General features: G+C 42.5%; 34 protein-coding genes. 18 read left to right on the top strand and 16 right to left on the bottom strand.

Annotated features, from left to right (window positions below; translation table 11 throughout):
* The first annotated feature begins 55 nt into the window (after positions 1–55).
* The gene (locus ACM9H2_RS01165) at positions 56–640 is read left to right on the top strand and encodes a riboflavin synthase (RefSeq protein ID WP_415487345.1); all 585 of its coding nucleotides are present in this window, start codon (positions 56–58) and stop codon (positions 638–640) included.
* Complete coding sequence (locus tag ACM9H2_RS01160) at positions 640–1,083, top strand: DUF5796 family protein (protein ID WP_415487343.1); 444 nt, start codon at positions 640–642, stop codon at positions 1,081–1,083. The genes ACM9H2_RS01165 and ACM9H2_RS01160 overlap by 1 nt, the downstream gene beginning before the upstream one ends.
* A gap of 10 nt (positions 1,084–1,093) precedes the next feature.
* On the opposite strand, the gene ACM9H2_RS01155 is transcribed toward ACM9H2_RS01160, so the two are convergent.
* Positions 1,094–2,320 (bottom strand): MFS transporter, encoded by a 1,227-nt coding sequence (locus ACM9H2_RS01155; protein WP_415487341.1) that lies wholly within the window; start codon positions 2,318–2,320, stop codon positions 1,094–1,096.
* A 117-nt stretch (positions 2,321–2,437) separates the two neighbouring features.
* Between ACM9H2_RS01155 and ACM9H2_RS01150 the strand changes: the two genes are divergently transcribed.
* Complete coding sequence (locus ACM9H2_RS01150) at positions 2,438–3,109, top strand: 2,5-diamino-6-(ribosylamino)-4(3H)-pyrimidinone 5'-phosphate reductase (protein ID WP_415487339.1); 672 nt, start codon at positions 2,438–2,440, stop codon at positions 3,107–3,109.
* Between the two features lie 8 nt (positions 3,110–3,117).
* Here ACM9H2_RS01150 and ACM9H2_RS01145 read toward each other — a convergent pair whose 3' ends face one another.
* A complete protein-coding gene (locus ACM9H2_RS01145; protein WP_415487337.1) occupies positions 3,118–4,155 on the bottom strand; it encodes an NAD(P)/FAD-dependent oxidoreductase in 1,038 nt (345 codons plus the stop codon).
* A gap of 104 nt (positions 4,156–4,259) precedes the next feature.
* Between ACM9H2_RS01145 and ACM9H2_RS01140 the strand changes: the two genes are divergently transcribed.
* Together ACM9H2_RS01140 and ACM9H2_RS01135 are read left to right on the top strand one after the other, a co-directional pair.
* Positions 4,260–4,544, top strand: coding sequence for a DUF357 domain-containing protein (locus ACM9H2_RS01140; RefSeq protein ID WP_415487335.1), 285 nt, complete (start codon positions 4,260–4,262; stop codon positions 4,542–4,544).
* A 171-nt stretch (positions 4,545–4,715) separates the two neighbouring features.
* A complete protein-coding gene (locus ACM9H2_RS01135) occupies positions 4,716–5,678 on the top strand; it encodes a transcription initiation factor IIB (protein ID WP_415487333.1) in 963 nt (320 codons plus the stop codon).
* A 21-nt stretch (positions 5,679–5,699) separates the two neighbouring features.
* Here ACM9H2_RS01135 and ACM9H2_RS01130 read toward each other — a convergent pair whose 3' ends face one another.
* On the bottom strand, positions 5,700–6,104 hold the full coding sequence (locus ACM9H2_RS01130) for a translation initiation factor IF-2 subunit beta (protein ID WP_415487331.1): 405 nt from the start codon (positions 6,102–6,104) through the stop codon (positions 5,700–5,702).
* A 112-nt stretch (positions 6,105–6,216) separates the two neighbouring features.
* Between ACM9H2_RS01130 and ACM9H2_RS01125 the strand changes: the two genes are divergently transcribed.
* A complete protein-coding gene (locus tag ACM9H2_RS01125; RefSeq protein ID WP_415487329.1) occupies positions 6,217–6,447 on the top strand; it encodes a UPF0058 family protein in 231 nt (76 codons plus the stop codon).
* 44 nt (positions 6,448–6,491) lie between these two features.
* Here ACM9H2_RS01125 and ACM9H2_RS01120 read toward each other — a convergent pair whose 3' ends face one another.
* Positions 6,492–6,857 (bottom strand): DUF555 domain-containing protein, encoded by a 366-nt coding sequence (locus ACM9H2_RS01120; protein WP_415487327.1) that lies wholly within the window; start codon positions 6,855–6,857, stop codon positions 6,492–6,494.
* A 117-nt stretch (positions 6,858–6,974) separates the two neighbouring features.
* Here ACM9H2_RS01120 and ACM9H2_RS01115 point away from each other — a divergent pair, with 117 nt between their 5' ends.
* The 4 genes from ACM9H2_RS01115 (at position 6,975) to ACM9H2_RS01100 (ending at position 10,204) form a co-directional block, all read left to right on the top strand.
* Complete coding sequence (locus tag ACM9H2_RS01115; protein WP_415487325.1) at positions 6,975–7,889, top strand: DNA-3-methyladenine glycosylase family protein; 915 nt, start codon at positions 6,975–6,977, stop codon at positions 7,887–7,889.
* A gap of 61 nt (positions 7,890–7,950) precedes the next feature.
* A complete protein-coding gene (locus ACM9H2_RS01110) occupies positions 7,951–9,384 on the top strand; it encodes an NAD(P)H-hydrate dehydratase (RefSeq protein WP_415487323.1) in 1,434 nt (477 codons plus the stop codon).
* The gene (gene moaC, locus ACM9H2_RS01105; RefSeq protein WP_415487322.1) at positions 9,381–9,854 is read left to right on the top strand and encodes a cyclic pyranopterin monophosphate synthase MoaC; all 474 of its coding nucleotides are present in this window, start codon (positions 9,381–9,383) and stop codon (positions 9,852–9,854) included. Before ACM9H2_RS01110 ends, moaC begins: the two co-directional genes overlap by 4 nt.
* 35 nt (positions 9,855–9,889) lie before the next feature.
* A complete protein-coding gene (locus ACM9H2_RS01100; protein ID WP_415487320.1) occupies positions 9,890–10,204 on the top strand; it encodes an FUN14 domain-containing protein in 315 nt (104 codons plus the stop codon).
* Between the two features lie 23 nt (positions 10,205–10,227).
* On the opposite strand, the gene ACM9H2_RS01095 is transcribed toward ACM9H2_RS01100, so the two are convergent.
* The 11 genes from ACM9H2_RS01095 to ACM9H2_RS01045 form a co-directional block, all read right to left on the bottom strand.
* Positions 10,228–10,938: a ribosome assembly factor SBDS gene (locus ACM9H2_RS01095; protein WP_415487318.1), complete on the bottom strand. Its 711-nt coding sequence runs from the start codon at positions 10,936–10,938 to the stop codon at positions 10,228–10,230.
* 59 nt (positions 10,939–10,997) lie between these two features.
* The gene (gene psmA / locus ACM9H2_RS01090) at positions 10,998–11,753 is read right to left on the bottom strand and encodes an archaeal proteasome endopeptidase complex subunit alpha (RefSeq protein ID WP_415487316.1); all 756 of its coding nucleotides are present in this window, start codon (positions 11,751–11,753) and stop codon (positions 10,998–11,000) included.
* 10 nt (positions 11,754–11,763) lie between these two features.
* A complete protein-coding gene (locus tag ACM9H2_RS01085) occupies positions 11,764–12,243 on the bottom strand; it encodes an Rpp14/Pop5 family protein (protein WP_415487314.1) in 480 nt (159 codons plus the stop codon).
* Positions 12,240–12,944: an RNase P subunit p30 family protein gene (locus tag ACM9H2_RS01080; protein WP_415487312.1), complete on the bottom strand. Its 705-nt coding sequence runs from the start codon at positions 12,942–12,944 to the stop codon at positions 12,240–12,242. Before ACM9H2_RS01080 ends, ACM9H2_RS01085 begins: the two co-directional genes overlap by 4 nt.
* Before the next feature lie 68 nt (positions 12,945–13,012).
* The gene (locus tag ACM9H2_RS01075; protein ID WP_415487310.1) at positions 13,013–14,302 is read right to left on the bottom strand and encodes an MFS transporter; all 1,290 of its coding nucleotides are present in this window, start codon (positions 14,300–14,302) and stop codon (positions 13,013–13,015) included.
* Positions 14,303–14,323: 21 nt separating this feature from the next.
* Positions 14,324–15,610 carry an MFS transporter gene (locus ACM9H2_RS01070; RefSeq protein WP_415487308.1) on the bottom strand — a complete coding sequence of 429 codons (1,287 nt, stop codon included), beginning with the start codon at positions 15,608–15,610 and terminating at the stop codon, positions 14,324–14,326.
* 46 nt (positions 15,611–15,656) lie between these two features.
* Positions 15,657–16,841: an MFS transporter gene (locus tag ACM9H2_RS01065; protein ID WP_415487306.1), complete on the bottom strand. Its 1,185-nt coding sequence runs from the start codon at positions 16,839–16,841 to the stop codon at positions 15,657–15,659.
* Positions 16,842–16,980: 139 nt separating this feature from the next.
* Entirely contained in the window at positions 16,981–17,298 is a 318-nt protein-coding gene (gene sodX, locus ACM9H2_RS01060; RefSeq protein WP_415487304.1) for a nickel-type superoxide dismutase maturation protease, read from the bottom strand.
* Positions 17,280–17,729, bottom strand: a complete 450-nt coding sequence (gene sodN / locus ACM9H2_RS01055; RefSeq protein ID WP_415487302.1) for a superoxide dismutase, Ni — start codon at positions 17,727–17,729, stop codon at positions 17,280–17,282. The genes sodX and sodN overlap by 19 nt, the downstream gene beginning before the upstream one ends.
* A gap of 35 nt (positions 17,730–17,764) precedes the next feature.
* Positions 17,765–18,079, bottom strand: coding sequence for a hypothetical protein (locus ACM9H2_RS01050; protein ID WP_415487300.1), 315 nt, complete (start codon positions 18,077–18,079; stop codon positions 17,765–17,767).
* Positions 18,069–18,335, bottom strand: coding sequence for a glutathione S-transferase N-terminal domain-containing protein (locus ACM9H2_RS01045; protein WP_415487298.1), 267 nt, complete (start codon positions 18,333–18,335; stop codon positions 18,069–18,071). Before ACM9H2_RS01045 ends, ACM9H2_RS01050 begins: the two co-directional genes overlap by 11 nt.
* Positions 18,336–18,445: 110 nt before the next feature.
* On the opposite strand from ACM9H2_RS01045, the gene ACM9H2_RS01040 reads away from it, so the two are divergent.
* From ACM9H2_RS01040 to ACM9H2_RS01020, 5 genes are all read left to right on the top strand, one after another.
* Positions 18,446–18,892, top strand: a complete 447-nt coding sequence (locus tag ACM9H2_RS01040; protein WP_415487296.1) for a hypothetical protein — start codon at positions 18,446–18,448, stop codon at positions 18,890–18,892.
* Between the two features lie 68 nt (positions 18,893–18,960).
* A complete protein-coding gene (locus ACM9H2_RS01035) occupies positions 18,961–19,164 on the top strand; it encodes a hypothetical protein (protein WP_415487294.1) in 204 nt (67 codons plus the stop codon).
* Positions 19,148–19,636: a hypothetical protein gene (locus tag ACM9H2_RS01030; protein WP_415487292.1), complete on the top strand. Its 489-nt coding sequence runs from the start codon at positions 19,148–19,150 to the stop codon at positions 19,634–19,636. Before ACM9H2_RS01035 ends, ACM9H2_RS01030 begins: the two co-directional genes overlap by 17 nt.
* Complete coding sequence (locus ACM9H2_RS01025) at positions 19,633–20,094, top strand: plastocyanin/azurin family copper-binding protein (protein ID WP_415487290.1); 462 nt, start codon at positions 19,633–19,635, stop codon at positions 20,092–20,094. The genes ACM9H2_RS01030 and ACM9H2_RS01025 overlap by 4 nt, the downstream gene beginning before the upstream one ends.
* 39 nt (positions 20,095–20,133) lie before the next feature.
* Positions 20,134–21,153 (top strand): LLM class flavin-dependent oxidoreductase, encoded by a 1,020-nt coding sequence (locus ACM9H2_RS01020; RefSeq protein ID WP_415487645.1) that lies wholly within the window; start codon positions 20,134–20,136, stop codon positions 21,151–21,153.
* Positions 21,154–21,182: 29 nt separating this feature from the next.
* On the opposite strand, the gene ACM9H2_RS01015 is transcribed toward ACM9H2_RS01020, so the two are convergent.
* Entirely contained in the window at positions 21,183–21,548 is a 366-nt protein-coding gene (locus ACM9H2_RS01015; protein ID WP_415487288.1) for a cupin domain-containing protein, read from the bottom strand.
* 77 nt (positions 21,549–21,625) lie between these two features.
* Between ACM9H2_RS01015 and ACM9H2_RS01010 the strand changes: the two genes are divergently transcribed.
* From ACM9H2_RS01010 to ACM9H2_RS01000, 3 genes are read left to right on the top strand one after another with little or no spacing between them, the layout of a single operon-like run.
* On the top strand, positions 21,626–21,802 hold the full coding sequence (locus ACM9H2_RS01010; RefSeq protein WP_415487286.1) for a hypothetical protein: 177 nt from the start codon (positions 21,626–21,628) through the stop codon (positions 21,800–21,802).
* A 19-nt stretch (positions 21,803–21,821) separates the two neighbouring features.
* The gene (locus tag ACM9H2_RS01005) at positions 21,822–22,256 is read left to right on the top strand and encodes a nitroreductase family deazaflavin-dependent oxidoreductase (RefSeq protein ID WP_415487284.1); all 435 of its coding nucleotides are present in this window, start codon (positions 21,822–21,824) and stop codon (positions 22,254–22,256) included.
* 1 nt (position 22,257) lies between these two features.
* On the top strand, positions 22,258–22,641 hold the full coding sequence (locus ACM9H2_RS01000) for a TspO/MBR family protein (protein WP_415487282.1): 384 nt from the start codon (positions 22,258–22,260) through the stop codon (positions 22,639–22,641).
* Positions 22,642–22,757: the final 116 nt, after the last annotated feature.

The following is a 22,757-nucleotide window of genomic DNA, read 5'->3' as shown; positions in this document are numbered from 1 at the left end:
ATGTGGAAAACAAGAACAGAATATTTTCAGGTTTTGACACCGTAGGTTATATGATATGTTTACAGGGATAGTAGAAACGGTTGGTGAAATTTCGATGGTGGAAGAAAGTAGTGAGGGGCTCAGAGTGGAGATTAAAGTGGCATGGGGGGATACGTTGAAGGATGGAGTTAGTGTTTGTGTTTCGGGAGTTTGTTTGACGGTTGAGTCCCACAATGAGAATGGTTTTGTGGCATTCTTATCGGCAGAAACACTAAATTGCAGTAATCTCAAAGAATTGCGAGAAGGTTCTTTTGTTAATTTAGAGAGGGCTATGCCATGCGAGGGGAGGTTTGATGGCCACATTGTGCAGGGTCACGTTGATACCACGACGGAAATAATTGAAATCAACCAGATTGGAGAGGATTGGGAATATGGATTCATAATACCAGAGGGGTTTGGTAAATATATGGTAAAAAAAGGGTCAATTACAATAGATGGGATTAGTTTAACAATTGCAGATATAAATAAAGAAAGACTCACAGTTGCAATTATCCCAACGACATACTCAGAGACGATATTATGTAAACGAAGATTGGGAGATGTGGTAAACATTGAAGTTGATATATTAGCCAAGTATACGGAGAGGTTATTGGAAAAATAATGGCATTAACAACAGAAGTTCATCCTGTAAAATTGAATGCAGAGATAGCATCTGAGGGCATAAACATAGAATATTTAGATGGGAGAACTGTGAAATATGCAAGTAAACCTCATAAAATAGAAAAATGTATTCGGTGTCAGCCTGGAAAGGATGTTCACGTTATAAGTATACAGAAGGGGAGGGGAGAAATTGTATATGTGGACGAGTTAAAAACGGACCACAAAATTCTTGAGTCAACAGGGGTGGGAAAGTATCTAGTTCCTTCGGGAAAATCGGTCGAAATTTTTGAAGGAATTACGGCTCAAAAGGAAGGTCATTCAATTGAAATTTGTGTTGATTTTAAATCCGCAAATGGGAGATTATTTGTGTTTCAAGAGGATGAATTTGGAGAGCTTGCTCACGAGTTGATTGGGGATTTAAAAACAAGTGGAAAGAATGATTGATTATTTAAAATTATTGAGAAGTTGTTCTCAGATGATAAAGAACAATGCAAGTTAATGTACTAATGATTGCGCACGCACTCAATACGTAATAAGCTTCATTGAATAGGTTCGAATCGGCCATGAATCCTACGATGACTGGGCCTATTGCCCCAGATAAAAGAAAAGTGGTTCTTTGAAGACCTAGGCTAGATCCTTGTGCTTCGTTTGGTAGCAAAGATACATCATACGTGGTGATTGTTGGCCAGAATCCCAATTGTAAACTAATAACGGCTACGATGAGAGCTATAGAAAATATGCCATTTGAAATAGGCAAAAGTAGCAGTCCAAAGGCTGTTAGAAGGGTGGTGAAGATCAAGGGTTGGAAAAATCCACGTTTATCGGAGACCCATCCAAGAAGGGGTTGGATCAGCAGCCCACCGATGAAAAAAATACTAAATAGCCCCGCAGTGGTTGACTCGTCGATTCCTTTTATAGAGATTAAATAAGTGGGAAAAAAGGAGGTGAATCCTTGGTAAACAACAGACATAGAGATCATAGAAAATGTAATGAGAAGTATTGCTGGCTTGCTCAGGGCTTGGTAGATTTTAGAAAAAATGCCGGAGAGGGAAGTTGGCGGGGGGGAGGTATGAGTTTTGGAGTAGGGAGGGACTGTGATCCAGAGTACCATTGCAATGAGAAGGAAGAGTGGGATTGCAAAACCGATCCCTATGCGCCAACCAAATGCGGTGTTTTGGTAAGCTAAGAATACTAAGAGTGCGAGAGGTGGAAGAATGGAATTCCCAATAGCCCCCAGTGCATTAGTAATTCCGATAACTGTGGCCTGTAATTTAGGATAAAGTTGTACAAGAATGGTGACTCGTGAAGTGCCAAAAAGCCCAGATCCAAGGCCAAATAATAGCATTCCAACTACCAATGCTAATAAAGAGCTAGAGAAAAAAATGATGATGAGGCCGAAAGATGCCACGATCAGACTTGACGTCAGTGCTACCCGTTCGCCGAATGTATCTGCAAAAATACCACCGGGGAATTGGCTTAATGCCTTCGAAGCTGCTAACGAGCTGAGCAAAAGTCCTGCTACCGTGTTTCCGATGGAAAATTCCAGTTTTATATAAGGAAGTAAAACGGGGAAAATGACATCTACACCAAAACGTAGGAATTGTCCCAATCCAACGGTGAGTAGCACCAGAAAAGAACCAGAAGCAAAAATTCCTCTGGATTTTTTTAATAAATTTTCCACTATGAAAATTTCGAATGGGCAATATGATAATGGTTTGGATTTGCCATAGTCGAGTAGGATGGTGGAAAATAGAAATAGTACCGAAGACGTTTTTCCTGTGGCACTTGAACGTTAATCATGCGCATCACGGTGAACGTTGCGATGAGCATAGATGGAAAAATAGCATCTAGTCTCCGAGAACAATTGGTAATAAGTGGACCGTCTGATTTTGATCGTGTTGATTTGTTACGTGCGCAATGTGATGCGGTTATGGTGGGAGTACAAACAATTTTGGCAGACGATCCCAAACTGCTGATACACGATGAAAAGTTGAGTTCGAATAGGAGAGATGGGGGCGAGTCTGCACATCCGGCTAGGATACTCGTTGATTCATTAGGGAGAACTCCAAATAATGCCCAAGTAATGGGAAAGGACGCACGTACGATCATCTTATTGAGCGGGGCGGCAGAAGAGGAAAGAATTCAAGAGTTAAACGGACTGGGTGTAACGACGATAGTTTCGGGAGAGAAACGAGTGGACATGGAAAATGCCATGACATTACTCAAAGAGGAAGGGATTAAAAACATACTAGTCGAAGGAGGGGGAGAGCTTATTTTTACATTGATAGAAAAAGATCTCGTGGATGAACTAACAGTATATATCGCACCCATGATTATTGGAGGAAGAGGTGCCCCTACACTAGCTGACGGAGAGGGTTTTGTAGATAGATTTCCACGTTTTTCGCTGATGAAAGTGCAAGAAAGTGACGAGGGTGTCGTGTTGTATTTTAAGAAAATACTCAATAAATAAAATAAATGCTATCGATCGAATAGATCATCCAGATATACTCCTGCATCCAACGCTGCTTGGACGCCCATAGAACCTGCAGTTATTGCTTGTTGGTAGTGAGAATCCACAACGTCTCCGGCTCCGAAAATTCCAGGGACCGCGGTGTGTGTCTTTCCAGATCCAGACCCACCTTGTGTTAGGAGATATCCTTCGGGGTCTAATTCAACAGCAGTTGGACGTAGATAATCTGTATTTGGAATATGACCAATTGCGATGAACAAAGCGCCGACATTAAGAGTGGAATTCTCAAACCCAGGCTCGGTTTTTCTACTGGAGGGATTTCCATCAGCATGGTGAATAAGATCGATGGTTGAAATGCCTTCATCGGGAGTACCATTGATCTGTGAAATCTCAGTATTCCAAAGGATAGAAATATCGCCGGATTCGACTTTTTTCATGATTCGGTCAATCCAGTATTTTTCTGCACGGAAGGAATCTCGCCGGTGCGCTATATACACTTTATTTGCAAACTTTGTTAGGAAGTGTGCTTCTTCCATTGCAGCATCCCCACCTCCGACAACGAGCATATCTTCATCTTTAAAGAATGCCCCATCACAGGTTGCACAGGTGGATACACCATACCCCATCAGCTCATCCTCTCCAGGGACACATAGGGTGCGGGCACTCGCTCCACTGGCAACTATAAACGCGTCAGAGGTGAGAAAAGTCCCATCAGATAGCCCTACTTGGAAAGGGTGGGTTGTATCATCGATAGTGACTATAGTCCCGTATCGTGTTTTGGCTCCAAATTTGATAGCCTGGGTTTTCATTCGGCTTATTAGTTCAGGGCCAGTAATTGCGTCTGGAAAGCCAGGGTAGTTTTCAACTTCGGTTGTGAGAGTTAGTTGGCCGCCGGGTTCGGGACCTTCGATTACTAGGGGATCGTTTTTGGCCCGTGCTGAGTAGATCGCTGCAGAAAGGCCAGCAATGCCAGCCCCAGCAATGATAAGTTCTCGATGTTCAATTTCCTCGGAAAGAGGACCAGAGGAGATGGGTTTTGGGGTCAATGTGTATAATCAGGAATGGTGGAGGAAACCACTTTCGACTTAAATTTTAGAATAGTAAGAGAGAATAGAAAAAATAATTACAGTTTCGAAGTCCTTGTATGACTATGAGTGCAGATCTCGTGGAAAAAACGGAAAGGTATGAGAGGATGCTTTCTTCTGCGCTAGATATCGTGAAGATGGCGCCACAAGAGTCTTCATCATTGTCAGCCTCGGCGGATGAATGTATGGAGATGGTACGGGCCTACCTAAGTGATGGGCAAAATTTCCACAAAAAAGGGGATTATGTCAATGCACTAGCTGCATTTTCATATGGGTATGGATGGCTAGATTCAGGCGTTCGTTTTGGGCTTTTTGCAGTTCCAGAGGGCACAGGTTTGTTTACTATTTGAGAGTTAGAATGGTGAGATAAACTCAACAACTACCAGTAAGCTTATATTTCATAAAATAGCAGCAGCACCGAAAGATTTAAAAGCTATACATATTAATGACTGGTTATAAGAGCAAAAATAAGGACTGTCAAGTGGAAGAATTTGACCCCGTATTTTTCCTTTATAAATAACATGACTGACACACGTATTCGAGAATTCGAAAAAGAAGAAAAAGAGACTGAAAATGAAGTAGAAGAAGGTGTATGTTCTGAATGTGGAGGTAGGTTGGTAAACGATGAAGAAAGGGCAGAGGTCATCTGTGAAGATTGTGGCCTAGTTACAGAAGAAGATAGAATTGATCCAGGTCCAGAATGGCGAGCATTCAATCCGCAGGAACGGGATAGAAAATCGAGGGTCGGAGCACCGACGACCACCATGATGCATGACAAGGGTCTTTCAACCAACATTGGGTGGCAAGACAAAGATGCATATGGAAAATCCCTTTCGCCGCGTCAAAGGGAGAAAATGCAGCGATTGCGAAGATGGAATGAGAGATTTAGAACGCGGAATTCAAAGGAAAGAAATCTGAAACAAGCACTGGGAGAAATCGATAGAATGGCGTCGGCTCTCGGCCTTCCAGAAAATGTAAGAGAAATGGCATCTGTGATATATCGCAGAGCACTAAACGATGATTTGCTTCCAGGTAGATCCATAGAAGGAGTAGCCACTGCAGCGTTATATGCATCCGCGAGGCAGACCGGAACGCCTAGAAGTTTAGATGAAATTTCGGATGTCAGTCGGGTTGATAAGATGGAACTTACCCGAACTTATCGATATATTGTACGTCAATTGGGATTGGAAGTTCAGCCAGCAGATCCCGTGAGTTACCTCCCAAGATTTACATCTGAACTAAATCTTTCTGAAGAGGCAGAAAGAAGGGCGAGAGAATTACTCCAGGCTGCGAAGAAAGATGGATTGCATAGTGGGAAGAGTCCAGTTGGGCTTGCTGCTGCTGCCATTTATGCAGCGGCATTGCTAACAAATGAGAAAGTAACTCAGTCAGAAGTGAGTGAAGTGACAGATGTTAGTGAAGTCACGATTAGGAACAGGTACAAGGAACTACTAGAGTCTGCTGAGGCAGGAACGGCCGCTTAAATTTATTTAAAATTGAAAAATTTACTCTATTTTCGATAGAATCCCGCAGCCTTCGCAATGGATCATCAGGGAGTTATTTTTTTCTTGAAGTTTTGTATCAGGGAGACCACAATCAGGACAAATAACATAGGTTTTAGAGAAGGACTTAATGACCAACGAGACACGGTCGGTTGAAAAGGATCCAGTCAGTCTTGCGCGGCCCGTCTCGTCGATATTCGCACTGGTTCCAAATTCATTTTGAAGGAATTTGAGGACTAAATCTGCTTCCCGGTTCAAAACCTCAACTGTATTCTTGAAATTTTCATATACAGTGACATTTCCTTCTGGTCGGACCACGGGGTCGGGTAAATTCCATCGAGAATGGGTAGAAACAACTTCGGGCATTGTTTCGAATGCTTGGGTCAATAGATCCTCATAATTAGACATGTCTGGTTAGAATCGGCCTATCGATATGAAGCCTTTCATATATTGAGTCCCATGCTAACGGGGGTCAGAATTAGCTTATATCCTCTCAAAACATAAATAACTTTGAAAAGATATGAAAAAACAAGAGCTTATACATTTACATGGTCTTCTCGCAGAAGTGCCTATATATTGCAAGGAAAACCACGACGTTTCGTTTGATGTACACGAGTATGAAGAACAAGAAATTCGACCTACATCAATACATCAATCTAAAACGGATCATAAAAATGCAGTATTCACATTGGCGAAAGGAATTTGTGCTTCTCTTGCGCCGGGAGAAGAAGTAGAACAGATTACAATATAATCACGTATTATATCATTTTAACAGAAGTTGACCCTGATTTAGAGCTATTCTTGACCGTATCCTTCTTCGGATTTCTCGTGTACAACAATATTGAGTATTTTTAGAGGTATATTTCGTAGTTTTTGTCCTATCTCTTTTCGCGCGATTCTCAAAGCGTGTTCCTCACCTTCTGCATTGAAAACAATCATTTCTAATTCTAGAGCTACTAAACCGTCGTTGGCTGCTATGAATGCAGGTTCATGCGAGTCACCGCAGTTTGGACAAGTTCTATTTACTGCAGTTATTTCAACATATTTGAGATCGGGGTTGAGCATATCTCCAGTTTTAGATATTGCGATTCGAACGGCTTCATTAGGAGTTTCAACATTGTATACCGGCACTGCGGCTTCAAGAGTAACAGCATAATCCATATCTAGTGTGGCACGTGATCAAAGTAGAAGAATGTTAGCTATATGATTTGAGGAGGAGTTTGGAATACTTAGTCGGAAAGAATAATCCTTATGTAAAAATAAGAGTAATAACATAAGATGGATTCGGGTGTTATTTTGAATAGTTCCTTATCAGGTGGACTAGATCTACAAGCCACCCTAGAAAGTGGTCAGACGTATCTTTGGGATCGTGATGATGGGGAGGATTACCGGGGTTCTGGCCTCAGTGGAGGGGGTGCGTGGTACAGTTCTGTAATTGAGGGAAGGGTGGTACGTTTGAGACAAGTGGAAGACCAATTAGAATGGAGGTCCACATCAGATGTGGATGGAGTTATCAGGAGGATTTTGGGGTTAGATGATGATTTGGATCAGATAATGAAAATGGGCATTGAAGATTCACTCGTAGAATCTGCTTATTCAACATACAAGGGTATGAGGATTGTTCGGGATCCATTTTTCCCATGTGTTGTTTCATTTATTTGTTCTTCACAAATGAAGGTTGAAAGGATATTTGGAATGCAACAAAGACTTCGGAGAAAATATGGAGAGAAGGTTAGATTTGAAGGAAAGGATTACTATGAATATCCAAAAGTAGAGGTGCTCGCAGGTTTGGATGAATCAGATTTGCGTGAGATGGGGTTTGGATACAGAGCTCCATACGTGATAGAGACTGCAAAAATGTTAAAAGAAGACCCAGATGGGGTTGATTATTTCATGGAAGATTATGAGCAAAATAGAGAGAAATTAACTGAGTTGAGGGGCGTTGGTCAGAAAGTTGCAGATTGTATTTGTTTATTTTCCCTAGGACATCTAGAAGCAGTTCCTCTCGATACGTGGATTAGATCTACGATTAAAACTCACTATCCGAATTGTGACCATAAATCATATCAGGATATGTCCCAGGCGGTAAGAAATGAATTTGGACCATATGCAGGGTATGTACAGACATACATTTTTCATTACCTACGTCATGAAGCTGGCAGGACCAGTAACATAGTAGCTGTAGGAGATTAGAAAATCATCAAGAGAGGATATAAAGGAGGATTTAACGCGCTGCCGGTATAAGGAATATGTGATGATAACTGCGAAGAAGATGGCAATGGTGGATCTAAATGCTGCTGAGCTAGGCGTTTCTCAGAAGCAACTAATGGAGTCCAGTGGTCATGCGGTTGCACAAGCAGTTAAAAAAATTGCAGAGGAGGGGGCAAAAATAGCGATCATAGGAGGTAGGGGGAACAATGGAGGAGATGCATTTGTTTCTGCTCGTTTTCTTGAAGAGTTCAAGGTAAAAATTTATTTAATAGGTAGGCCAGAATTGATAACAGGGTCAGCTGCCCGGGAAAATTGGGAAGTGCTGCAGACGTATGGATACGATACTCAAGTTATAAGGGATATCTCAGAATTCAAATTGGAAGATCCGGATATTATAGTGGATGGATTGCTAGGGACAGGGATAACTGGCCCTGTTAGAGAACCAGACCGGTCTATAATTGAGATGCTAAATGAAGCAGATTCAACTGTGGTCTCGGTGGATGTTCCTTCAGGTATTGATGCAGATAAAGGAAGTGTGGGGATTTCAGTTGATGCCGACTTAATAGTAACATTTCATGATTTAAAACCAGGGATAAAGGAGCATGAGAATGTAATTATTGCAGATATTGGAATTCCAAAGGCAGCTAGTATTTTTGTTGGGCCAGGAGATCTCCTCCCATTGAAACGCCCGAAGGAAAAGCATAAAGGAGACTTTGGACGTGTGATGGTGATAGGGGGAGGGCCATACACCGGAGCACCCCTATTGTGTTCATTGGGGGCATTGAGGGCAGGAGCGGATCTTGCATATGTAGCAGTTCCGTCTTCAATATCGGATGAGGTTCAAGGATATACGCCGGACATAATAGTTGAACCGTTTGATGGCGAAGTATTATTGCCAGAACATATAGATAAATTGATAGAAAAATCAAGGGAGATGGACGTCGTAGTTATTGGTCCAGGATTGGGGAACGATGGAAAAACTAAAACGGCAATAAAATTATTTTTGGAAAAGTGCGATGGGAAAGTAGTTGTGGATGCTGATGCTCTTAAAGTCATTCAGGGTCTCGAGGCTTCAGCGGAAATCATTTGTACACCGCATGCAGGTGAGTTTATAGAGATGGGAGGGCCAGATCTTGTGGATGGATTGAGTGAAAGAATGGAAATTGTGGAAAAGTTTACTGAAGAGTTGGGTCACGTGGTCGTTGTAAAAGGGGACAGAGATATAATCTCAAATGGAAAAGATACTCGTGTCAACCAAACGGGAAATTCAGGAATGACAGTGGGTGGGACAGGGGACATACTTGCAGGGGTGGTGGGGGCATTGTTTTGTACGCAGGAGAGTTTAACAGCAGCAACAATAGCGGCATACGTAGTGGGTAAATCGGGAGATCTTGCTGTAGAGGAGAAAGGAGGATATGGAATATTACCTACAGATTTGCTTCCACATATTCCAACGGCATTAGGAGGAAAAATATGAATGAAAAACTGACTCACATTGATCACAAAGGAGATGCCAATATGGTAAATATTGGAAATAAGAAAGACGTTATGAGAAAAGCAAAAGCTAGAGGTGAAATTAGATTGAAAGCTTCTACTATAGCTGCTATTGAGAAAGATTCAGTGGCTAAAGGAAATGTATTATCTGTTGCGAGGGTTGGGGCAATTGATGCGGTTAAACATACATGGGAAATAATCCCACTTTGTCATCAAATAGACATAAATGGAATTGAAGTAAAATTTTCAGTGGAGAAAGAGAAAGTTATTATGGAAGTCGAGGTCGAGACATTTGGGAAGACTGGATGTGAGATGGAGGCGCTCGTGGGGTTGAGTATAGGTTTGAACACAATATGGGACATGGTCAAGTCTATTGAGAAAGATGAGAATGGAAAATATCCCACTACCTCGATTGGACAAATAGAAGTTATAGAGAAAGTGAAAGGGGACTGAGATAGTATTTATCCAAGGAGGATAAACGTGATTCTGTGGAAATTGAAATCCAACAATTAGGACGGGATTTGGGAATCGGTGCGGTTATCGGGGCGATCATAGGCTTTACAGCTAAAAAAATGGCAAAATTAATTGCAGTAATAATAGGGATAGAAATAGTATTGTTTAGACTTTTAGAGTCTAGAGGTGTGATTCAAGTTGATTGGGATAAAATTGGAAATTCATTTTTAGGAATTGGGGATGTTGCAGTTGCTAGTGCACCCCCTTCTTGGCTGGTTTCAATAATATCTACACTATCCATAGGAGCAGGTTTTATGGGTGGTTTTCTTTTGGGATTTAAATATGGATGAGCGGTGAGAAAATATAAAATAAATTAATTTTTATTTGTTATGATTCTAGTTTCTGCTTCACCTTGTGACAAGCCGTTCGCTAAATTGTAGAATTCATCTTGCATTCCGGCAGGGAATCTAACAACACCGATCCAAGATCCATCATTTTGCCACTCTTCTTTTTCGAGAGTGCCAAATGCTCGAATTTGTGCTTGTGCTTTCCCAGCGTACATGGATGGAAATCGAACGGCAATGGATATTTCTTCAAATCGAATGGGTATCAGGGGTCGGAGCGCATCGAGTGCGTCCCCAACCTGATTTTCAACAGGTTTTAATGGGTCAACGCGAAAACCGGCTTGATCGAGTGCGGCTTCAATTCTAGCGGGAGGATGAGGGGCATTATTCATCTGGGGATTGATGGCATTCCGAGTGATTATAGTAATAAGTTTCCGGTGTTTTTGCGCTTGCATTTCCCGGCGTTGTTCAGCGGTGATTTGGATATCACCTAGCCGTATGACTTCGGGGATGATGGCGAGAGGATCGGTTGTGTTGAATACCTTTAGTAGGTTTTCTTCTGCTGGTCGATCGCCGCGAGAGACATCTTCAAATACATCCTGTGCTGCGATCACGTCTTCGATGTTTCCATCAAAATCTCCAGAAGATATCAATAGGGCTGCGTCGGGGTCAACGAGGACTTCAAAACGTGACCCAGATTTTTCTAGACGTGCGATGACTGCTTGGTCTAGCGAGATCATAAAGAGATATGGGGACGCTTAGGTAAAAAGTGCGTTAGAAGCCGTAAAACAAAAAAGATCTATTTTTTATCGTCTTTATTCGGTTTTGGAACGAGTTTTAGTTTTTTGATATATTTCGCTACTTCTTTGGCATCTACAGGAGCAAAAAGGGCGGTTTCGGTAGGAATGGTAGCCATTCCAACTCCTTCGGCGTCCAGTCCATCCTCATTGACTTCTGCCAATGCTTTCAGAGCGAGTTCAATACCATTTTCCAAGGATAGATCTGAAGAGTAATTTTCTTCCAAAAATGTCTTTATTTTTGACCTATCAGATCCAATAGATACTGCTTTCCATTCATAAGGGGTTCCAGAAGGATCTGTTTCGAATAAACGGGGAGAACCATCTTCAATTCCTCCAATAATTAGAGAAGATCCAAATGGTCTTGCACCTCCTATTTGAGTATATTGTTGAATGTGGTCAGTGACAAATTTAGCTAATGCTTCAGCCCCAATTGGTTCTTGATATCGCAAACGGTTTATCTGGGCCATTTGGCGTGCAAAATCAATTAGCTGTCTTGCGTCCGCGACATGTCCGGCGGATGCAATTCCAATATGGTCATCTGCTTTGTGGATTTTTTCCACTGAAGAGCGTTCTTGAAGGGGTTGGCGTGTAGAAGTATCCGCTGCCAATACGATCCCATCAGAGGTTCTAATACCAATACTAGGAGACCCTCTTTTAACAGCCTCTCGGGCATACTCTACTTGGTAGAGCCTGCCATCGGGAGAGAATATTGTGATTCCCCTATCGTATGCTTGTTGTTGTGCTTGGCCATGCATGCTATATCACTTAAGTAACATCCAGATGGGTTGCCCCAATAAAGTCAGTATCGGTTTGGATATCGATACAGTGACCCCTGGTAAAGGAAGGAGATATTTTTGTATCAAAAAGTAGTTCTCCAGAAAGAACGGGTTCCGAGGATTCTGAGAGATATTTTTCCTGACAACTTTTGATGGTTCCACTGACTCCTCGAATGAGAATTCCAACAGGGGATTCGTTTATTTTTGAAATGCAAGTTATACTTGGTCTTGCTATAGATAAAGCATCTCTACGGGTTCTGATTATCCCCCATCCCGAACCATTTGAAAATTTAAATTGAATAAGAGATAAATCTGCAGCATTCGCGCCGGCATCGCCGAACAATCTGCTCGTAGAAGTCCATAGTGCATGTTGAAATGAACGTTTGTCGAATTTGGCAGTTGGCCAAGATTCTATCGAGACTACGATATACCGGTAACGCGGTCGGAGGTGTTTTGGGAGAGGTTTCAATTGGAATCACCATACTTTCCACGCATCACTCCTAGATCAGCATATTTTCCGGAGAGGTTATCGAGGTTTCTGGAGATGATAGTGCCCCATTCCAAAAGGCCTGTTTCAACATCTTCAGGTTCCATTCCGATCAAACTGCCCACGGACATGAGTTCGAGAGGGGAGCGTAATTCAAGGTGAGATGATGGGTCAGAACTAACCACAAAGGGTGCGTTGTATGCAGAGATAATATCCCATTGTTTTCTGAGACGATTGAGAGATTTGATCCTGTTCTTCCCACTTTCGCGGAGGATTTCACTGAAATTTATTTCTATCCGGACGTTGTTTTTTTTCGCTTCCTTCACCATAACATGGCTAATATTTTTTTGAGTTCCGAGTGGGTGACAGAGAACATCGAGATTCTTTTGTTTACTAGCAAAAAGGTTGAGAGAAGTTTCGCCACCACGGATGCACAATAATGGAGTTTTATTTCGATTTCCACCTATATGGCCACTCAGAGTGGACTGGTTTTTCTCAGAGAGTTCAATTCCAGAGAAAATTTCTATGTTAAATGTATCCGAAATTGTTTGTAAATTTGAATTAGACAGTTCATTGGGAAGATTCCGGGCTATGATCCCACTGAAGCCATAATCAGAAGCAGTGGCTGCCATGCGGGATAGCGTAGAAGTGCCAATAGGTGTGACACGTACTGCTTCGAACATATAGAGAATAAGTACGCCCATATGTAAAACAGATCGGGTTTATGCAGAGAGGGTAGATGGGTGCAGTATTAGTCTTGATTTGAAGAAGGCATGTAGATGCGTTTGCTGTAAAGTAGTGCAATGGGTATCCCAGATATGAGAAGGACAAATACTAAATATAAAAATCCAGTTCTCAGTCCAGCAATGTCACCAATATATCCTATGATAACAGGAGATGCGGCACCAAGTACCAACGCACCAGTCCATAGATAGGCAAATGTTCTCCCTTCTCGATCGGGGGGTGCTATTGAATTGATAAGAGCATCTCTTGCAGGTGCAGAAGCCCACAAAGTTGCTCCGATTGCTATTGAGACTAAAAGTAGATTAGAGGGAGAGAGTTCGACTACTGCCAGAGTTGCAATTGAAATTGCTCCTGTTAAAACACAAGCCAATAGTATTACTCTAGAGTCGTACATATCTACGAGTTTTCCAACTATTAATTGGCTTAATCCTGCAGAAATTAGGAGTACTGAAAAGTACCAACTTGCAGTGGAGGTAGAAGTGACAACGGTACCAAAGATTTCGAATGTATAACCATACAATTCATCAATAAAGGCTGGGAAAAGAGCTCCAATACCATCGGCTGTGATTCCACGAATCGAAAAGTATGCCAGGATGGCTAGGATGGGGAAGACATAAGAACGGGGGTCGGATTTCCAGAAGCTAGAGGATTTGGAAGTAGACTTTTTAGAGGAAGTAGGTAGCGTGTCATACTCTTTCAAAATAGAAAATAAAAAGAATGCGTAAACAAGTAAAAATATACCGAGGCCAATGAAAATTAGGGGCCAATCCCAGTAGATTACTAAAAATCCTAAGGCAGCAGGTCCAAGTCCATCTCCAAATTTTGCAGAACTCCCCCAAAGGCCGTATGCTCTTCCTTTGGATTCTGCAGGTATGTTTGCCGTGATAAGAGGATATCCGGCGGGGTGCAATAGACTAGACCCTGCACCAGACAAGAACATAGCAAGCATCATCACTAAGAGTCGACAATCGAATAGATGTCCAAAAAGGGGGACTTCAAAAGCCAAAACAGAACTTGTTGCCCCAATGGCAAATAGTACATAAGTAACACCATGTGTGCCAAATGCCAAGGGTAGTAAAATTCTCCGATCACTAGAATCCGCGACGATTCCAGAGGGTATTTGGAATAATCCGGTACTGAATATTTGTATTGCAGGGAGAAGAGCAATTTGCCAAAGTGGTGCGCCGAAAAAAAACGCCCAGAGAGGAATAAGAGGAGGTATCATTCGGCGAGCGAAATGGTCTGTTCCGTGGGTAAAAGCCATTAATAATGCAAAATTAGAAGAATTATATTTCATATGAGAATTTTCTGTTAAAAACTAGGGTTCAGGGGGTAGATATATGTTCTTACTGTATAACAAAAAGAGCGGGAGGGCGGATAGAGCAATGAAAACGGCTATAATTGCGAAGGCAGTTCGGAGTCCACCGATATCTCCAACATACCCTACGATTATGGGAGATACAGAGCCAAACAATAGGGCTCCAGTCCATAGATAGGCAAATGTCCTACCCTCCATTTCAGGAGGAGCTATTGCGCTGATAAGAGCATCTCTGGCGGGGGCTGCCCCCCAGATGGAAGCTCCAAGTAGCATTAAAATTAAAAGTAGTGCCATAGGAGATAAATCGACGAAAGCAAGGGCAAAAATGGGAACCACTCCGATTATAGCAAATACTATTAATACAGTTCTTGGGTCGTATTTGTCAACAAGTTGGCCGCACCAAAGAGAGAAAAATGCTGCAGATAGTAGGGTCGCTGCATAATATAAACTGGCGGTTGAAGTAGACGTGATGACAGTTCCAAAAATTTCGAACGTGTAGCCATATAATTCGACGATAAAGGTCGGAATGAAAGTTCCCAATCCATCGTCCCCTACGCCCTTGATGGAGATGAAAGCCAACACTGCTATGAGAGGATATGTATAAACCCGAGGATCTGATTTCCAAACATTTGAAGATCCAAGTGCAACATCTTCTGAAAAGATAGGAGGGGAAGTGTCATAGTTACCCAACGCAGCGAATAAGAAAATCGCATAGATGATGTGGACTAATCCGAAGAATATGAAAATTAAAGGCCAATCCATATACAATAGCAATATACCCAAAACGGCAGGTCCAAGTCCATCTCCAAATTTGGCTGCACTATTCCACATCCCGTATGCCCTTCCTTTGAGTTCTGGGGAAATATTTGAGGTAAGAAGAGGAAGTCCAGTGGGGTGTAAAACACTAGTCCCCATTCCTCCAAGGAACATAGCCAGCATCATTACTAATAATCGGGAATTGAAGGGATATCCGAGAATATCAGTGGTGAAATCTAGAAACGAACTGAATGCGGCAAAGGTAAATAACAGATAACTCAATCCGAGAAGTCCAGTTCCAAAAGGTAATAAGTATCTTCGATCGCGTGAATCGGAGATGATACCAGCGGGTATGTGAAAGATGGCACTTCCGAATAGTAATAGTGCAGGTATGAGTGCGATTTGCCAAAGGGGAGTTCCAAAAAGGAATGCCCATATTGGTATGAGAGGTGGGATGAGTCTCCTAGTGAAGTGGTCAAGCCCATGGGCGAAACTAAGCATAAGTGCAAAGCTTCTATCAGCGCGATTCATTGAAAAAAAGATGGGTCGAGAGTACTACTTCTTTCCGGTCGAGACATCAAGCGAGAAGATCGGGGTATGTAGATTTTTTTATCAAATAAATGAGAGAGGATGCGAATAACATTACCACGGCGAGTGTGGTGAAAAGGGCTAAAGGGCTAGAATATGTTAAAATTACACCCGCGGCTGCGGCTCCAAGTGCACCTATTCCATAAACACCTGTAAAAGTAATTCCAAACGACAATCCCCGTGTTTTTTCAGGGGTGTGGAGACCGATCAAAGTGGCTTGTAAGGGTTGGATGTAGAAAAGGGAAAATCCCAATGCGATCCCAAATATGGCGAAAATTATTATTCCAGATTTGACTGCGGGTAAGAAAAGAAAGGCCAATAATGCAAGAGTGAAGTAGCCAATAAGAAGGGGTAATTCGGGTTTGAAACGGTCCGAAATTTTTCCTGCCACATATTGACCCAGTGCCCCGACGATTAGGATTCCGGCGTAGAAATAGTCAGAAGAATCAAAAGAAAATCCAATGAATGAAATGGGATCAGTTTGGAGAATGGATAGCACCACAGGGAGGAATGTCAATATACTTCGATAGTAAAATCCATAAGAAACAACTAACACAAATATTAGTAAAAAAACACCGGCAAGAAGGGACTTAATATTATGAGAGGTTTGTTTTAGAGTATCACTTGATGCAAGGGTTTTGGTGTCAAGAGAGCCTGAAAATGTATCTTCAATTTTTATTTGAGATGAAAGGATGGCAACCAATAAGGAGAGAGTGGCCAGAATTGATGCTACGTACCTCCAATCAAAATAATATAATAAAAATAGGGTTGCAAGGGGGCCGAATGCAGTTCCTATATTGCCTGCAATACCATGATAGGCATAAACGGTGCCTATAGATTTGACCTTTCTACTGATTAGAGAAAGTCCGGTTGGGTGATAGATACTAGCGGCAGTCCCCCATAAAAATAATGCCAATGCGATGGTGATCAAACTTGAAGATATACTTAATAAATAGAACGATGATGCCATGCCAAGTAAACATAGTAAAATCAATTTTTTAGAACTAATGTGATCTGCGAGAATTCCACTAGGAAGAGAACCCAGGCCAAATAGACCATACCCTACAGTAACGGTGAGGCCAATGATGGCAGGGGTGGTATTGAATTCGAAGAGCCAGATGGCGACAAAAATGGGAATAGAAAGTTCGAATATGTGCACGGTTGCATGGGCCATCACGACGAACTTTAGAATTGAGCGGTCAATTTTATTCAAAAATGTGCCCCCAGAGTGTATACATGGAATGGTACCTATGAATTAGGGTTTGGTACAGTAGATAATGAACCTCACTAGGTTGGATGGAGGAAATTATCGACTAATTGATTATTATTTTTCCAAGAATGGCAGATTTTGGAACTGGGCCAAAATTATGACTATCATCACTACTAGTTGGGTCGGGGTTGTCCCCTGTGAGTGAAAATTCCCCCTCACCTTGGAGCTCAAAAATTCTTTTGATAATGAGCAAATTAGAATGGAACGGGTGTTGTACGAGGACTACATCTCCGACCTTGGGTCTGGAACGTGAATAGGCCAGAGGATCGCATATTACTCTGTCACCATCGCTCAACGTGGGCCACATACTAGAGCCACTAACAAGGACTTGGAATGGGCCGTCTAGCTTGCTCGGATCCACGGAACCTCACGCCCTTTGGTTGCCCAAAAGACATTATGAATTTCTTCTATTATGTCCATGAGATCTTGTGCGTGAGAGGGACTTACTTCTACTTTACAGGCGCTACAGAGTTTAGTGGCTCTCCAGAAAAGATCATGTAAGTTTGGGTTGGCTTCTAGGTGTTCGGGTTTGAAATAATCAGTCCAGAGAACCAATAATTCACTTTTCGTTAGATGGGCTTGCTCTTCTTTTATAGAGGCATACCTACTCATCGTGTTTAGAAATCCAGCCATTGCGGCCGTGTTGGAAGAATCGGGATGTTCTAAAGCCAACATTTTAGTTGTCATTGACTGTACGGCTTCTGCTGCTATTCGTGCACTGGCCGGGTCGTAAACTCCACACGGTCCGTCGCAGTGGGCACTGGCTTTTATAGGGTTGGTGAAAGACACCATAATATGGGTCTTACTGGGAGCGATATAAAGGCTGTCTAGTGGTCTTTAGAATTGACAAAAGTTAGATAATAATCTATTGTAAATTCAGAGGGCATTTTAGAGAAATAATCATCTATCATTTTAGATCTTTTTTTGGGATCGTTAGAGGTGGTTATTTCATGTTCTAGGAGACGTCCCAACATGATAACAGAGTAAAAGGATCCACGTCCATGTTCCATATTAGATAATAATTGATCAAGTTCGTCCTCACCCAAGACATCTTGATACATAGATTGGATTGCACGATAGGCAGGTGTAGTTACTCGGTGAGGATAATCCCATTCTTGAGAAGGTAATTTTTTAACTGCCATAGTGTTCATCGAGATATGCGATGATGTCAGAACTTTCATATAAAAAAGTATCTGCTTCGGGATCGACTAAAAAAGGAACTTGGTCAACTCCACCAATTTTCATCATTGAATCATAGGATTGTTGGTTAGTGACTGTTCTCCCTCGATTGGACGTTAGGCGGGGGTTGTGAACTATATATGAAATGCCCAGTTCCATTAGCTTATCGCGCACTAAAACGCACCACGGACAGTTTTCTGCTTGGTATAATTCGAGCATGTAGGCAGTGTTACGATACGTGAATATTTAAAAGAGGTTTTTAGTTTTTCTATCTGTTTAGTTTAAAAACGCAGTAACATTTATCCTTTTTAGGGATTTACCTGGCCAGTATGGCAAATAAAACATTAGCCGAACTCGGGTTAAGCCCGTTTAACAAATTCTTAGTTGCATACTGGTTTAGTCTAGGTGCACTCGTGTTAGATCAAGTAATGACATTCTGGGGTTCCTGGATCCCTGCAATATTGGGAAATTCAATGACACTTCCTGATGGGTCACAGATAACATTAACTCTTGCATCAGAACCTATTGGAGTTGGAATATTTGGAATAGGCGTGTCAATTGTAATATTGTACTCTGCATACCTACTTTATCAGAAAAAGAGAGTGGGAGCACTCTATGCAATATCTGCAAACTGGCTAGGTGCGATGTATTGGCTTGCAGTTATCATGCCGGCCCAAGGTGTGGAAATGCCTGCTGCACTGGCACTCGGGTATTCAATTGTGTTTATACTAGTGGCTGCAGGCCCAACACTTCTATTCCCAGACGAATACTCCTAAAATAGGGGCAATTTTTGGAGTGAAAGGGACACCAGTATATATACCAAGGAGCCCTTACGCTATCCAGTATGGGAATACTGAATAATTTAATAGGTAAGAATAAAGACCAAAACATAGCGTGTTTTGGTCTTTATGCGTTGATTGCAGTAGCAGCAATCGGGACATTTACTAGTCCGATGAGTACCCAAACTTCACTAATGGCGACAATTGGGGCAGCGGTGTTAGTCACAATAGCATTTTCACTAGGAGGGAGATATGAACGGGCGAAATAAGAAAACCCCCGTATTGGTATTTCTTGGGGTCCTGTGTCTTGTTCTTGCAGGGTGTTCGGGTGGTGGCGGGACGGCAGCAACAGATGCCACAACCCATGGAACTCAGCCTTCAGTGTACATGGACACCGGCGTGGAAGTGGAAGTAAATATTCCAGATATTTCTATTGACAGTAGTGGATTTAGTCCACAAACGTTTACCGTGGGATATCTCGTAACGGGAGGATCGGGGGGTTATCAAGGTGGTTGCAACCCATGTCCACAGGTGATATGGGTCAACAGTGATGACAAGCCACACACAATTACGTCTCTAGATGAAGGGGAAGCTTCCAATCCTGCCACTATGTTTAGATCCCCAGAAATCGCTCCGGGAAGCCAGTGGTCGTGGACATTTATTCAACCCGGTACATATGAGTACCAGTCTGATTCTGGTGACAGGGGGACTATAGAGGTAGTCGAGGTTATAAAAGAATGAATAAAATCCCAGTATTGGTTTTGCTTTGTGTCCTGTGTCTCGTTCTTGCAGGGTGTTCAGGAGGAAGTGGAGAGAATCCACGTGATACCGATGTGACAGGGATGGCAGATTCGGTGTATATGGATAGTACCACACCGAATTTTGATCAAGGAAAAGATAGTGGCGATAATATAGCCATCAAAGATATGGCATTTGGTCCGCAGGTATTAACTGTAGAATGGGTAGAGGGGTTTAGGGGAGGTTGCTTCCCGTGCCCGCAGGTTACATGGACCAACAACGACGACAAACCACACACAGTTACTTCAGATACAGGGGACTTTGACTCTGGACCAATTGGGCCGGGAGAACAATGGATGTGGACGTTTACTCAGGCAGGTACATACGATTATCACTGTACGTATCATGAAGAGATGACAGGGACTTTAGACGTAGTAGCGGTCGAGGAAAAAAGTAGTTAACTTTATATTTTTTAGTTGGGGAGAGAGTGATAGTGCATGATTGAAGTCGGGGTTGATAGTTTTGCTGCGGCAAATCCAAGTGGGGGACTGGGAGAGACTAGTGGCAGAGATTCTCTTGAAGAGTTACTAGAACGGATAGAATATGCAGATAAGGTTGGACTTGACGTGTTTGGGGTAGGAGAACATCATCGGAAAGAGTTTCTGGATTCTGCAAATGTAGTTATTCTCTCTGCAGCAGCGGCTCGTACTAAACGCATTCGTCTAACGAGTGCAGTTACAGTGTTAAGCGCAGCAGACCCAGTTCGAGTATTTCAAAATTTTGCTACACTAGATCTAATCTCAAAAGGGCGTGCGGAAATGGTTGTGGGGAGAGGTTCATTTGGAGAAGCATTTCCTTTGTTTGGATTTGGATTTGAAGATTATGACGAACTTTTTTCAGAAAAAATAGAATTACTTCTATCGATTCGTGAAAATGAAACTGTCAATTGGTCGGGAAAATTTAGACCTTCTCTAATTAATCAATCGATATATCCAAGGCCAATTCAGGATCCACTTCCAATATGGTTAGGAGTAGGGGGAACACCTTCGTCGTTTGTTCGTGCAGGAGTTCTAGGGTTGCCGCTAATGATTGCAATAATCGGAGGAGAAACAGGTCGGTTCCGCCCACTGGTAGACTTGTACAAGGAAGCAGGAGAAAGGGCAGGTCACTCACCGGAAAAGTTGAAGGTCGGAGTACATTCATTGGGATATGTTGCAGAAACATCTGAACAAGCTGTTGAAGAGTACTACCCAGGTTATGCAGAAGTGTTTACCAGAATTGGAAAAGAAAGGGGATGGCCACCTGTGACTAGAGATAGATTTGATGCTCAGAATGGACCTGATGGGGCTTTTTTAATAGGAGATCCGGAAGAAGTGGCTGCCAAGATACTAAGGCACAGTGAAGCCCTTGGTGGAATTTCTAGATTCACATTCCAAATGGTAAATGCGGGATTATCACATGAAAAGTTATTACATTCTATTGATTTGATCGGGACGAGAGTTGCCCCATTAATTCGGTGAGATGTAAAAATATTATTTCTTGCTATGTGCTATTGGATCGGGCGACCGTCATTTTCTACAGGAGGGGCACCTACGACTAGCCAGACATGTTGCTGATTGCTTTCATTAAATAAACGTCGAGGGGTAGCGGGGGGAACTTTTATTACAGATCGTTCAGGGACAGCGATGAGCTCATCTCCAAGTTGTATTTGTCCTGGGCCTTGTATTTGAAAATAAAGTTCCTCTTGTGTCGCCTGAGTGTGATAGGTTGTTTGTTGCCCGGGCGAAATGTACCACACACTGGATCTGGTTTCTTGCAGATCTAATTGGTCGGTCAAGACGACACGAGGGGTCCCTGATTTTCCAGGGGTTTGTTCCGCCTCGTCTAACGCAAGCATAGAATATAATGAATCCATGATACGTGTAAGATCATAGTATATGATAAATATCTTCTAAGTATCAGTGGTGCGCAAACTATAACCGTGTGTGGCGTATGCTAGCTAGCGCCATGCCCATAGGATGGAATAAAAAGAAAGGAGAAGCAACAGGAGGCTCTGCGAAGAAGTTTCAATGTGGTCTGTGTAGCGCTGTGTTTGATGAGCCAGCGCAAGGGGACAAACTCTGTCCAGAATGTTATGCCCAAGACACAATCGTAGAACTTATAGAATGAGATGTCTTTGAAGGAGGACATGAGCAAATATATCCCCAGTACGTGGGAGTGGGTGGCAGATCAAGTTGAGTTATATGAAGGGAGCGGGGGGACTGAAGGAACGAATTTAAGAGACACGGATTTGCCAGTAATTATTGTCACTAATACCGGTCACAAAACAGGAGCAATTAGAAAAACTCCACTAATGAAAGTGATGGATGGGGATCGATATGTCCTCATAGCGTCGAAGGGGGGCAGGCCAGTGAATCCTCACTGGTACCATAACTTGAAAGCGGATCCGAATGTAGAAGTTAGAGATAAAACTCAAGTGTATTCTATGACAGTTAGAGAGGTCGAAGACGAAGAAGAATACCAGAGATTGTGGGGGCTAGGGGTAGAAGCATATCCCCCATACCAAGACTACCAAGATAAAACAGATCGAATGATTCCAATTTTTGTAGCGGAAGTGGCTTAGAATGACGTTTGATTCTGAATATAGTCCATGGTTTCAACCTCCTAGTTGGGTTATTGGGCCGGTATGGACGTTCCTGTACATCTGCATGGGAGTCAGTGTTTCTCTCGCTTGGATCAGCAGAGAGGGGTTGGAAAATTCAAATCTTGTTTTTGGATTATTCATAGCTCAGTTGACATTGAACTTGTTATGGCCACAGGTGTTCAATTCTGCATCCTACGCCGTATCATTAATTATGCTCCTTGGCATGATCGCATTTACCGCATATTATGCGATGTTGGTTTATGATGTTAGCCGGGTTGCTTCAATGTTGGTTTGGCCGTATATCGCATGGATGAGCTTTGCATCTCTGATCAACGTTGCCTATTTGTGGGAGGCGATGGGGTGAAACGTTCTGTAATCATTCTGTGTGTTGTGTGCCTTGTGCTTGCAGGGTGTGTAGGAGGAGGAGAGATTGTAACGGATCGGGGTCATTCTGACCACGATCATGGGGATGAAGATCAC

It is taken from the genome of Candidatus Hikarchaeum yamanae, from assembly GCF_009889665.1.
GTDB classification, from domain to species: domain Archaea; phylum Halobacteriota; class Halobacteria; order Halobacteriales; family Hikarchaeaceae; genus Hikarchaeum; species Hikarchaeum yamanae.
The sequence above is the reverse complement of the archived record's forward strand: the minus strand, read 5'-3'. Positions and strand labels throughout refer to the sequence as shown.

What these genes read in the sequence shown, in the direction of transcription:
- ACM9H2_RS01035 (WP_415487294.1), top strand. Translation starts at nt 18,961, where the DNA reads ATGGGAATACTGAATAATTTAATAGGTAAGAATAAAGACCAAAACATA.
- ACM9H2_RS01160 (WP_415487343.1), top strand. Translation starts at nt 640, where the DNA reads ATGGCATTAACAACAGAAGTTCATCCTGTAAAATTGAATGCAGAGATA.
- ACM9H2_RS01075 (WP_415487310.1), bottom strand. Translation starts at nt 14,302, where the DNA reads ATGAAATATAATTCTTCTAATTTTGCATTATTAATGGCTTTTACCCAC.
- ACM9H2_RS01070 (WP_415487308.1), bottom strand. Translation starts at nt 15,610, where the DNA reads ATGAATCGCGCTGATAGAAGCTTTGCACTTATGCTTAGTTTCGCCCAT.
- ACM9H2_RS01125 (WP_415487329.1), top strand. Translation starts at nt 6,217, where the DNA reads ATGAAAAAACAAGAGCTTATACATTTACATGGTCTTCTCGCAGAAGTG.
- ACM9H2_RS01095 (WP_415487318.1), bottom strand. Translation starts at nt 10,938, where the DNA reads ATGATCTCGCTAGACCAAGCAGTCATCGCACGTCTAGAAAAATCTGGG.
- ACM9H2_RS01025 (WP_415487290.1), top strand. Translation starts at nt 19,633, where the DNA reads ATGAATAAAATCCCAGTATTGGTTTTGCTTTGTGTCCTGTGTCTCGTT.
- moaC (WP_415487322.1), top strand. Translation starts at nt 9,381, where the DNA reads ATGAATGAAAAACTGACTCACATTGATCACAAAGGAGATGCCAATATG.
- sodN (WP_415487302.1), bottom strand. Translation starts at nt 17,729, where the DNA reads ATGGTGTCTTTCACCAACCCTATAAAAGCCAGTGCCCACTGCGACGGA.
- ACM9H2_RS01110 (WP_415487323.1), top strand. Translation starts at nt 7,951, where the DNA reads ATGATAACTGCGAAGAAGATGGCAATGGTGGATCTAAATGCTGCTGAG.
- ACM9H2_RS01120 (WP_415487327.1), bottom strand. Translation starts at nt 6,857, where the DNA reads ATGGATTATGCTGTTACTCTTGAAGCCGCAGTGCCGGTATACAATGTT.
- ACM9H2_RS01030 (WP_415487292.1), top strand. Translation starts at nt 19,148, where the DNA reads ATGAACGGGCGAAATAAGAAAACCCCCGTATTGGTATTTCTTGGGGTC.
- ACM9H2_RS01140 (WP_415487335.1), top strand. Translation starts at nt 4,260, where the DNA reads ATGAGTGCAGATCTCGTGGAAAAAACGGAAAGGTATGAGAGGATGCTT.
- ACM9H2_RS01040 (WP_415487296.1), top strand. Translation starts at nt 18,446, where the DNA reads ATGGCAAATAAAACATTAGCCGAACTCGGGTTAAGCCCGTTTAACAAA.
- ACM9H2_RS01080 (WP_415487312.1), bottom strand. Translation starts at nt 12,944, where the DNA reads ATGTTCGAAGCAGTACGTGTCACACCTATTGGCACTTCTACGCTATCC.
- ACM9H2_RS01135 (WP_415487333.1), top strand. Translation starts at nt 4,716, where the DNA reads ATGACTGACACACGTATTCGAGAATTCGAAAAAGAAGAAAAAGAGACT.
- ACM9H2_RS01005 (WP_415487284.1), top strand. Translation starts at nt 21,822, where the DNA reads ATGAGCAAATATATCCCCAGTACGTGGGAGTGGGTGGCAGATCAAGTT.
- ACM9H2_RS01115 (WP_415487325.1), top strand. Translation starts at nt 6,975, where the DNA reads ATGGATTCGGGTGTTATTTTGAATAGTTCCTTATCAGGTGGACTAGAT.
- ACM9H2_RS01010 (WP_415487286.1), top strand. Translation starts at nt 21,626, where the DNA reads ATGCTAGCTAGCGCCATGCCCATAGGATGGAATAAAAAGAAAGGAGAA.
- ACM9H2_RS01015 (WP_415487288.1), bottom strand. Translation starts at nt 21,548, where the DNA reads ATGGATTCATTATATTCTATGCTTGCGTTAGACGAGGCGGAACAAACC.
- ACM9H2_RS01050 (WP_415487300.1), bottom strand. Translation starts at nt 18,079, where the DNA reads ATGGCAGTTAAAAAATTACCTTCTCAAGAATGGGATTATCCTCACCGA.
- ACM9H2_RS01000 (WP_415487282.1), top strand. Translation starts at nt 22,258, where the DNA reads ATGACGTTTGATTCTGAATATAGTCCATGGTTTCAACCTCCTAGTTGG.
- ACM9H2_RS01165 (WP_415487345.1), top strand. Translation starts at nt 56, where the DNA reads ATGTTTACAGGGATAGTAGAAACGGTTGGTGAAATTTCGATGGTGGAA.
- ACM9H2_RS01150 (WP_415487339.1), top strand. Translation starts at nt 2,438, where the DNA reads ATGCGCATCACGGTGAACGTTGCGATGAGCATAGATGGAAAAATAGCA.
- ACM9H2_RS01130 (WP_415487331.1), bottom strand. Translation starts at nt 6,104, where the DNA reads ATGTCTAATTATGAGGATCTATTGACCCAAGCATTCGAAACAATGCCC.
- ACM9H2_RS01065 (WP_415487306.1), bottom strand. Translation starts at nt 16,841, where the DNA reads ATGGCCCATGCAACCGTGCACATATTCGAACTTTCTATTCCCATTTTT.
- psmA (WP_415487316.1), bottom strand. Translation starts at nt 11,753, where the DNA reads ATGCATGGCCAAGCACAACAACAAGCATACGATAGGGGAATCACAATA.
- ACM9H2_RS01045 (WP_415487298.1), bottom strand. Translation starts at nt 18,335, where the DNA reads ATGCTCGAATTATACCAAGCAGAAAACTGTCCGTGGTGCGTTTTAGTG.